The 10,102-nt window shown below is 29.5% G+C and carries 9 protein-coding genes; 6 read left to right on the top strand and 3 right to left on the bottom strand.

Features of this window, described 5'->3' with window-relative positions; genetic code table 11:
* Positions 1–189: 189 nt before the first annotated feature.
* Positions 190–1,323, bottom strand: coding sequence for a glycosyltransferase family 4 protein (locus M3Z80_RS07760; protein ID WP_293918975.1), 1,134 nt, complete (start codon positions 1,321–1,323; stop codon positions 190–192).
* A 68-nt stretch (positions 1,324–1,391) separates the two neighbouring features.
* On the opposite strand from M3Z80_RS07760, the gene M3Z80_RS07755 reads away from it, so the two are divergent.
* Complete coding sequence (locus M3Z80_RS07755; protein ID WP_293918974.1) at positions 1,392–2,519, top strand: glycosyltransferase; 1,128 nt, start codon at positions 1,392–1,394, stop codon at positions 2,517–2,519.
* Here the strand turns inward: M3Z80_RS07755 and M3Z80_RS07750 are convergent.
* Positions 2,501–3,397 (bottom strand): glycosyltransferase family 2 protein, encoded by an 897-nt coding sequence (locus M3Z80_RS07750; RefSeq protein ID WP_293918973.1) that lies wholly within the window; start codon positions 3,395–3,397, stop codon positions 2,501–2,503. The genes M3Z80_RS07755 and M3Z80_RS07750 overlap by 19 nt on opposite strands.
* Before the next feature lie 32 nt (positions 3,398–3,429).
* Positions 3,430–4,122: a cell division ATP-binding protein FtsE gene (locus tag M3Z80_RS07745; RefSeq protein ID WP_293918972.1), complete on the bottom strand. Its 693-nt coding sequence runs from the start codon at positions 4,120–4,122 to the stop codon at positions 3,430–3,432.
* A 157-nt stretch (positions 4,123–4,279) separates the two neighbouring features.
* On the opposite strand from M3Z80_RS07745, the gene M3Z80_RS07740 reads away from it, so the two are divergent.
* The 5 genes from M3Z80_RS07740 (at position 4,280) to pnp (ending at position 9,994) form a co-directional block, all read left to right on the top strand.
* Complete coding sequence (locus M3Z80_RS07740) at positions 4,280–6,298, top strand: M13 family metallopeptidase (protein WP_293918971.1); 2,019 nt, start codon at positions 4,280–4,282, stop codon at positions 6,296–6,298.
* Positions 6,299–6,300: 2 nt separating this feature from the next.
* Positions 6,301–6,588, top strand: coding sequence for a rhodanese-like domain-containing protein (locus tag M3Z80_RS07735; RefSeq protein WP_293918970.1), 288 nt, complete (start codon positions 6,301–6,303; stop codon positions 6,586–6,588).
* A 101-nt stretch (positions 6,589–6,689) separates the two neighbouring features.
* Entirely contained in the window at positions 6,690–7,148 is a 459-nt protein-coding gene (locus M3Z80_RS07730; RefSeq protein ID WP_293918969.1) for an META domain-containing protein, read from the top strand.
* Positions 7,149–7,280: 132 nt separating this feature from the next.
* Positions 7,281–7,550, top strand: coding sequence for a 30S ribosomal protein S15 (rpsO, locus tag M3Z80_RS07725; RefSeq protein ID WP_293918968.1), 270 nt, complete (start codon positions 7,281–7,283; stop codon positions 7,548–7,550).
* Positions 7,551–7,825: 275 nt separating this feature from the next.
* The gene (pnp, locus tag M3Z80_RS07720; RefSeq protein WP_293918967.1) at positions 7,826–9,994 is read left to right on the top strand and encodes a polyribonucleotide nucleotidyltransferase; all 2,169 of its coding nucleotides are present in this window, start codon (positions 7,826–7,828) and stop codon (positions 9,992–9,994) included.
* The last annotated feature ends 108 nt before the right edge of the window (positions 9,995–10,102 follow it).

The following is a 10,102-nucleotide window of genomic DNA, read 5'->3' as shown; positions in this document are numbered from 1 at the left end:
AAAAGACAAAATAGATAAGGCTAACGAAACTGATCCAAATTCTTCTTTTGTAAGCATTCTAACAATAAAGAAAGAATTGACTATCATGGCAGACTTACTTACAATCTGAGAAATAGCAATATACCCTCCTTTATTTTTTTTAAATTCATTTAAAAACGATAGAATATTTTTTATCATTAAAAATTTTATTTATTGCAAAACTTTACTATATACTTTTTCTAATTCTTTGGCTATAATTTGTATACTAAAATGATTTATTGCATATTGATGCATATCCTTAGGTTTTGCAAATTCAACTTTACCATTAATACATTTTGCCATTGCTTCATACAAATCATTTTCATTTCCTTTTTCGATAATAATTCCGAAATTTTTTGGAAAAAATTCTGTAATTCCTCCAACATTAGTTGAGATTACAGGAAGACCACAAGAAAAAGCTTCATTGATAACGCAAGGTTGATTTTCCTTATTACTAAACATCACTAACATATCTGCATTTCTCATTTTATATGAAACTTCATTTTCAGTTAAAGGGCCAAAAGTCGATATATAATTTTTTAATTTATTATTCTTTATAAATTCTTTTATCATTGTGTTATCTCCGTCTCCACCTATTTTAAGAATAAATTTATATCCTGATTCTGCCAATTTTTTAGATACATTTAAAATCCCAGTAATATTCTTATGATCATCCACAAGGTTTGATATATGAAGAAAGATATTTTTTTCAGGCTTATTATTAGTAGGCTTAAAAACCTGGGTATTTACAACATTAGGAATAATTTTATATTTCCCTTTGATCCCTTGCATTTTCATTGAATCCGCTAAATTTTCACTTACCGGAAGGATATAAGAAGCCTGAGAACAAACTATATTCATCATCTTGCAATAAAATTTACGAGATAGGCTATTATCTTTAGTTATCCAACGGGTCCAATGTTCCGTCACTACAAAATTTATATTCTTTATTATTTTAAAATATAAAGCCAAAAAAGCATAATAATATAGCACATGAATATGAATCAAATCAATATTTTTAATAAGTCCTAAACCTTTAGTATATGCTCTAAATTTTTTCCAGTAATTAATAACTTTATAAGAATGCCCTTTATAGTATATTTTTATAATAAGTAAATTATGATTTTTATCAATATTTATTTTAAATTTTTCTAGTAAAGTATCATCTCTTTCAACATAAAGAATAGTTATATTATGTAAGGTTGCAATTGCTTCAGCATGCCGTAAAATAAAATTACCATTTTTAGGATTATTTTTTGATGGAAGCCAATAGGGTAGAAAAAGAATATTCAATTTTTGCTGCATTGCCAAATATGAGATAATTTACAAATATATTGTTTTTGATCTGGATTTATATTTAATTTTGTACAGGAATGATAAATAAAAAAAAGGTATTAGTTTCGGTAATTAATAATATATCTACAGATCAAAGAGTAGAAAAAGTCTGTAATTCTTTATTCAAAAAAGGTTATGAAATTTTTATTATCGGAACAAATTTATATGGATTGCCTACGCTAAAAAGACCTTACCCTACTCGCCGTTTCAATCTTGTATTCCAAAAAAAGTTTTTATTATTTTCTGAGTTTAATCTAAAATTATTCTGGCATATACTTTTCCGATCTGATAAAAATACAATATTATTAGCTAACGATTTAGATTCTCTATTACCTAACTATTTGGTTTCTAAAATAAAAAGTATCCCTCTGGTCTTTGATAGTCACGAAATATATTCTGAGCTTCCATCCGTGCAAGGGAGGTTTTCACAAAAAATATGGAAGAAACTTGAAAGATATATCATTCCTAAAATTAAACACTTTTACACAGTAAGCGAAGGTTATGCGGATTTTTTTGAAAAAAACTATGGCAATCGTCCTATAGTAATAAAAAATGTCCCGTTAATCAATACAAAACCAAATAAAGAATTACATATAACCATTGACTTACCTAAAAATCCTCAAAATAAAAAAATCTTGTTATATCAAGGAGTCATTAATTTCTCTCGGGGTATTGATAAAATGATTGAGGCAATGAAATTTGTTGATAATATTCAATTTTGGATTATCGGAGACGGATCGTTAAGAAAAAAATATGAAAATTATACTAATGAATTAAATCTTGAAAATAAAGTTTATTTTTTAGGAGAAATACCTTCTGAACAATTAAAATTAATAACCCCTATGGCTGATTTAGGATTAAGTTTAGAAGAAGACCGTGGCTTAAGCTATCGCTATGCTCTTCCCAATAAATTATTCGATTATATCCATGCAAAAATCCCCGTATTAGGAACTTATCTTCCGGAAATAAAAAAAGTTATAAATAAAGATCAAATAGGAGAAGTTATCTCTGAACATTCCGCCCGTGAAATTTCTGAAAAAATTAATTTAATTATAGCTAAAGGAAAAAGTTACTATCTAGATAATTTAGATAAAGCTTCAGAAAAATATAATTGGGAAGCTCAAGAAGCCAATTTATTAAACATATTTTATAAAGCAAGCAAATAACACAAATATCCAAATTTATATAATTGAAAAATTCTTACATCTGAATTCTCAGATAGAAGTTTTTTTTTCATTGAATTACGATTTTTTTCAAACAAATATTTAACGTATTTAACACAATTAAGTTTTTTTAATAAATAATATAATTTAATTATTTTAATTCTTTTACATAAATTATTCTCTTCCCGAATTAATTCTGCTAAATTCCTAATTGCTTCTTCGGTTTTATTTAAAAAAACTTGACTGGTTTCTAATCCATCATGATAAACCGGATTGTGAATAATTTCTAATTTAACTCCTTTTTCTTCAAGGCTTAATCCAAGCATTGTATCTTCGTATCCATAGTTATATTTTAAAACAGGAAAAAAATTATGTTTAAAAGTTTTTTTTCTAACCATTAGATTGGCAGATTTTAAATACAAATACTTAGATCTATTGTCATTTTTAATACAATTTTCTTCATATTTAATACCATATTTCCAACGCAAATTATTTTTATAATTTTCGCTAACATCTCTTCTGTATAAAATATTTCCGGTATAAACTTGACCTGTAGGGCTAATCGACAAAATAAATTTTTTTAAATAATCTTGTCGAACAGGAAAGACATCAGAATCCATGAATAACAACCATTCATATCTTGCTAATTCAGCCAAAGAATTTCTCGCTTCAGCTCTTCCTAAATTTTTTTTTGAAACGTGATAGGCTATATTGTTATTTTTACAAAATAATTGGTTTTCTTTTTTTATTTTTTCATTGGTTGAACAATCATCAAAAAATATTATTTCACAAGGAACATCTAGTTTATTTTCCTGCATCAGTAATTCATTTCCTAGATTTACAATTGAATAATTATAAACCGGAATAAGAATAGAAATCATCTAAAAATATTTATAATTTAAATTTTTATTTTTTAGAGAAAAAGTTCGTTAGAATCTCCGTGATAAATTTTACCATTCTCACATTTTATAGTCTTTGCCGGAAATTTTTTTATCATTGAATAATCATGAGTAGCCATAAGTATTGTACAATGATTTTGTTGTGCAATACCTTTAAGCAAAGTCATTATTTCGTTAGAAGTTTCAGGATCAAGATTTCCGGTCGGCTCATCTGCTAAAATGAGAGCGGGATGATTCAATAATGCTCTTGCAATTGCGACACGTTGCTGCTCACCTCCCGAAAGCTCATGAGGCATTTTATGCTTTTTTGTTGCCATTCCAACACTTTGCAAAACTTCTTCTATTCTTTCATTAATAGCATATTTATCTTTCCATCCGGTCGCTTTCAAGACAAATAATAAATTATTTTCTACACTTCTATCCGTCAATAGTTGAAAATCTTGAAAGACTATTCCTAATTTTCTCCTTAAAACTGGAATATCATTATACTTCAAAGTAACCAAATCAATATCGACAACTTTCCCCTCACCTTCGAGCAAAGGAATATCTCCATATAATATCTTTAACAAAGAACTTTTTCCACTTCCAGTTTTACCAATAAGATAATAAAATTCTCCTTTTTCTAAACTTGTATTAACCTGACTTAAAACTAAAAAGTTCTTTTGGTAAATATTTGCATTCCTTAAGTATAAAATAGGGTCACTCATTGGCTTAATTGTAAAAATATTTTTAACAAGAATTAATTTTATACAAAAATAAAAAATAAAAGTCACATTGCTTATTTTACTTCATTTTAAAATTTTGTTAAAAATAACTTATATGAGTATTTTTAACTATTTTTGATTGATAATTAACTTTGTATTAATGAGAAAATTTATAGTATTTATTGCAACAGCGCTTATCCCTTTGAGTGGGATGCATGCGCAAAATCATGCAATTAATGAAAATTACATGGATAAAAAAATAAGACCGCAAGATGATTTTTATAATTATGTAAACGGAAATTGGATGAAAAATGCTCAAATTCCTTCAGATCGTTCCAGATGGGGAAGTTTTGATCAATTGCGGGAATTTACCGATTCTGTATCGCTAAGTATTTTAAAAAAATCTATCATTCAAACTTATCCCAAAGGTTCTGAAGGTCAAAAAATTAAAGATCTATATAGTTCATTTATAAATATGGAAGAAAGAAATAAACAGGGAATCTCTCCTATTCTTCCCTATTTATCGAAGATTGATAAAATTAAAAATCTTTCAGATTTACAAAATTTACTTATTGAATTTACTCCTTTGGGAATGAATCCGTTTTATTCATACAGCGTCCAATCAGATTTAAATAATAGTAATGTAAACGCTGTATATTTAAATGATATATCTTTAGGCTTGGGTAGAGATTATTATCAAAAAAATGATGATAAGTCAAAAAAAACATTACAAGAATACAAGATCTATTTATCAAAATTATTGAAAGTAATCGGACATAATGACCCAGATAAAACCGCGGCAGATATTGTTTTATTTGAAACAAAATTAGCCTCTAATCTTCTGACTGTAGAGCAAATCAGAAATGCTCAACTCCAAAATAATCCTTATTCATTGAATGATTTATCCAAATTATCGAAGAATATTAACTTAAAAAAGTATCTTTCTCAGCTTGGAGTACAAGTAGATACCATTATAATACCTGAAAAAAAATACTTTGAAAACTTAGATAAAAACATCAATCCACAAAATATCAGCTTACTAAAAGACTTTATAAAAGTCAGTATTCTAAGATATGCAGGAGACTGTCTAACTAAAGAACTTGATGACATTAATTTTGATTTTTACGGCAAAACATTAAGTGGACAAGTGGAGCAAAGAGCCATTGAAAAACGTGCGCTTAGCCGCATCAATTCACTAGTTGGTGAAGCATTCGGAAAATTATATGTAGCCGAAGTATTTCCCGAAGAAGCAAAGGAAAATGCAAAAGAGCTTATCAATTATTTAAAAAAATCCTTTGTCATTCATATAAAAGACTTAACATGGATGTCCCAATCCACAAAGGAAAAAGCCTTGGATAAACTAAATAAATTTACTGTAAAAATAGGATACCCTGATCAATGGAAAGACTATTCCAATTTAGAAATACAATCTTTACAGGAAGGAGGATCTTTTTTCCAAAATCAACTAAATGCTATTGTTTTCAATTATAACAGAGATAAAAATAAAATAGGCAAACCGGTAGACAAAACTGAATGGTTTATGTCTCCTCAGACAGTAAATGCATATTATAATCCTTCTTACAATGAAATTGTATTTCCTGCTGCCATATTACAGCCACCATTCTATGATTATAAAGCTGATGCAGCCGTTAATTTCGGCGGAATAGGTGCTGTAATCGGCCATGAAATATCTCATGGATTCGACGACAGTGGATCTCAATTCGATGGCGATGGCAACTTAAAAGATTGGTGGACCCCTTTGGATAAAGAGAAATTTGAGGCAGCAACCAAGGCGCTAGAAGCACAATATAATGCCTATGAACCTATTCCGGGTTTACATATAAATGGAAAATTAACATTAGGTGAAAATATTGCCGATTTAGGTGGAGTCGCTATAGCATATGATGCATTGAAATTATATCTAAAAGACAAAGGTAATCCGGGTAAGATTGAAAATTATACACCGGAACAAAGATATTTTTTATCCTGGGCAACTATTTGGAGAACCAAAGCTAAAGAGGAAGCCTTAGCAAATCAAATTAAAACCGATCCTCATGCTCCGGGGTATTATAGAGCTATAGCACCTTTGGAAAATGTGGAAGGCTTTTATAAGGCATTTAATGTAAAAAAGGGGGATAAAATGTTTAAGCCTGAAAAAGAAAGAATTGTTATTTGGTAATTATGAATTTAAAAGAACTTTTAAAAAAAAGCTCTGTTACACTTTTAGATGTGAGAGAAAATGATGAATTAATCAATGAAGGATATGTTCCCGGTGCTATTTCTATTCCAATGAATGATATTCCATCCCAACTTGAAATAATTCGAAAATTTTCAACTCCTTTGATTATTTTTTGTAGATCAGGCATAAGATCTGAAAAAATAGTCAATTATCTAAAAAATGAAGGATTCAAAGATGTATATAATGGGGGCGGCTTTAAGGAAATTAATCAGTTAATTAATTCTTATTAATCCTTAAACTTATCCTTATTTAACACTTTGGCAAAATATTTGATATACCGCTAAAATGTTAAAAATTGCTAAAAAAGCAAAAAAATAATTTAAGATAATATATGAAAAATTTAATTAAAATTAGTGTTACTAGTTTATTCTTATTATTTTTAGGTACAACATTCCAAAGTTGTAACACCACAAAAAATGTTGCAGAAAAAGTGGATAGTAAAGAATTACAAATCAAGCTAAGAGGTACTTGGTATTTAACTTCCATAGATGGTACATCAGCTACAGATTCATTTAAAGGAGAAATTCCTACCTTAAATTTTGATTTTGATAAAAATAGGATAAATGGTAATGCAGGTTGTAATATCTATAATGGATCATTTGAACTTATTGAAAACATGTATAACCCTAGTCCTATGGTATCAACTTTTATGGCATGTCCAGAATACAATCAAGAACCTAGATTTTTAGAATTAATGGGTATAAGAAGCACTTTAGTATTTACAAATACTACTTTACAATTTGTTCAAGACGGTAAAGTAGTATTAGAATTTGCTCCTTTAACAAAATAATAAAAACCTCTCTGAGTGAGCAAAAATATAAAAAGAGTGAATTTTTTGTAAAATCACTCTTATTTTCTTTTCATCAAAAAAAGTTATATATTTGCCGCTCAATACATAATAATCATTAAAATTAATATTGGCATGTATCTAACATCAGAAGTTAAAAAAGAAATTTTCGCAAAACACGGTAAAGATGAAAAAAATACCGGTAGCGCAGAAGGACAGGTAGCTTTGTTTACCTTTAGAATTAACCACCTAACCCAGCATCTAAAAAGAAATCATAAAGATTTCAACACAGAAAGGGCGCTAGTGGCTTTAGTGGGAAAAAGAAAAAAATTACTTGATTACTTAAAGAAAAAAGATATCAATAGGTATAGAGCAATTATTGCAGAATTAGGTATTCGTAAGTAGAAGAAATTATAAAGAGGCAATTAATAAATTGCCTCTTTTACTATCTTTTTGAAAAAGCACAAAAAGAAAAAGGGCTTAAATTATTGGTTGTTATTTGTCATTGGAATATGTAAGCACACTGAGCACTGAATTCCATTAATCTTTTCATATTTTAATGGACTTGAGTGTTCTCTGGTGTTTTCCTATTTAAATTTAAAGTAACTATCTATTTTTAACATTACATTAAACTTTCTTTTTGCTTTATTATAAATATATTAACAAATTTTTTATTTTTTATGGAGATTCCAAAAGCAATTACAGAAAAAATTGTCTTGGATGATGGAAGAGAAATCATCTTAGAAACTGGAAAACTTGCAAAACAAGCAGATGGCTCTGTTGTAGTCAAATGTGGGGGAACTATGTTATTAGCTACAGTTGTAGCTGCAAAAGAAGCAAATCCCGGAGTGGATTTTTTACCGCTTACTGTAGATTATAGAGATAAATTTTCAGCAGGAGGTCGTATACCGGGCGGATTCATGAAAAGAGAAGGAAGACCAACGGATGAGGAAATCCTAACTATGCGACTGGTAGATAGAGTCTTACGACCTCTATTCCCTGAAGATTTTCATGCGGAAATACAGATCATGATTCAACTTATTTCTTATGATGGATCTATACTTCCAGATTCATTAGCTGGACTGGCAGCTTCATCAGCTTTAAGCATAACTGATATTCCATTTAATGGACCTATATCTGAAGTTAGAATCATTCGTCAAAATGGAAGATATATCATTAATCCGAGCCTTACACAAATGAATGAAGGATTCGATCTTGATATAATGGTAGGAGCATCTAATGATTCGATTGTTATGATTGAAGGAGAAATGAGTGAAATTTCTGAAAAAGAAATGATAGATGCCATTTCGTATGCCCATGAAGCTATCAAAAAACAAATTGAAGCGGAAGAAAGATTAGCAGCTAAAATTGAAAAATCGCTTACTAAAAGAGAATATTGTCATGAAACACATGATGAAGAGCTGAGAAAAGCCATCACAGATTTCTCATACCAAAAAATATATGACGTTGCCAAAACTCCATCTGATAAGCATGAAAGAAGCGAAAAATTTGACAATATACTAGAAGAGTTTTTGTCAAGATTTACAGAAGAAGAATTAGAGGAGAAAAAACCTTTAGCTGCAACTTACTTCCATGATGTACAAAAAGATGCTGTTAGGCAACTTATATTAAATGAAGGAATTCGTTTAGATGGCAGAGATACTAAAACTATTAGACCTATTTGGTGTGAAGTTAATTATCTACCCGGATCTCACGGATCAGCAATCTTTACTCGTGGAGAAACTCAATCATTGACTACAGTTACTTTAGGCTCTTCCTTAGATGCAAATCGTGTAGACAATGTAATTTCACAGCACGAAGAAAAATTCTATTTACACTATAATTTTCCACCATTTTCAACGGGTGAAGTGAGACCGGTAAGAGGCGTCTCTAGAAGAGAAATAGGACATGGCAACTTAGCTCAAAGAGCATTGAAATATGTTATTCCTGAAGATACCCCTTATACTATACGTGTCGTATCTGACATTTTGGAATCTAACGGTTCTTCTTCTATGGCTACCGTATGTGCTGGAACGCTGGCTTTAATGGATGCGGGAATTAAAATTAAAAAACCTGTATCGGGAATAGCAATGGGATTAATAACCGATAAAGAGTCAGGAAAATGGAGTGTCTTATCCGATATTCTAGGAGATGAAGATCATTTAGGTGATATGGACTTTAAGGTAACCGGTACCGCTGATGGAATTACCGCTTGTCAAATGGACATTAAAATTCAAGGACTTTCCTTTGAAATCATGGAAAAAGCGTTGAACCAAGCCAAAGAAGGTCGTTTACATATTTTAGGTAAAATTTTGGAAACTATCTCTACTCCAAATCCACAATTAAAACCTAATGCGCCTAAATTAGTTTCATTGGAAATTCCAAAAGATTTTATCGGTGCTATAATCGGACCTGGAGGAAAAAATATTCAACAACTTCAAAAAGATACAGATACAGTAATTACTATTGAAGAGAGCAACGAGGTAGGAAAAGTTGAAATATCAGGGATAGATCAAGAAAAAATCGATGAAGCAGTTGAAAAAATTAAGCAAATTGCTTTTGTTCCTGAAGTCGGAGCTATTTATAAAGCCAAAGTGGTTTCAATTAAACCTTTTGGTGCATTTGTTGAACTTTCTAAAGGTGTTGAAGGACTCGTTCATATTTCTGAACTAGAATGGAGACGATTAGAAAAGGTCGAAGACTCTGTTAAACTAGGAGACATAATTGAAGTGAAGTACCTAGGTGTTGATGAGAAGAAAAAAATTAAATTATCCAGAAAAGTTTTGTTACCAAAACCAGAAAAAAAAGATAATACTAAGGATACTAAAAGCATCGAAGATAAAAAATAAATTAAATAAAAACAGGTTGAATAATTTCAACCTGTTTTTTGTTAAATATTACTACTAATCCGATATATTTTGCTAAAATATTAAATTCTCGCACTTTACTTAAAAAAT

It is taken from the genome of Apibacter sp., assembly GCF_025291155.1.
Taxonomy (GTDB): domain Bacteria; phylum Bacteroidota; class Bacteroidia; order Flavobacteriales; family Weeksellaceae; genus Apibacter.
This window is presented reverse-complemented; position numbering and strand designations above follow the sequence as displayed.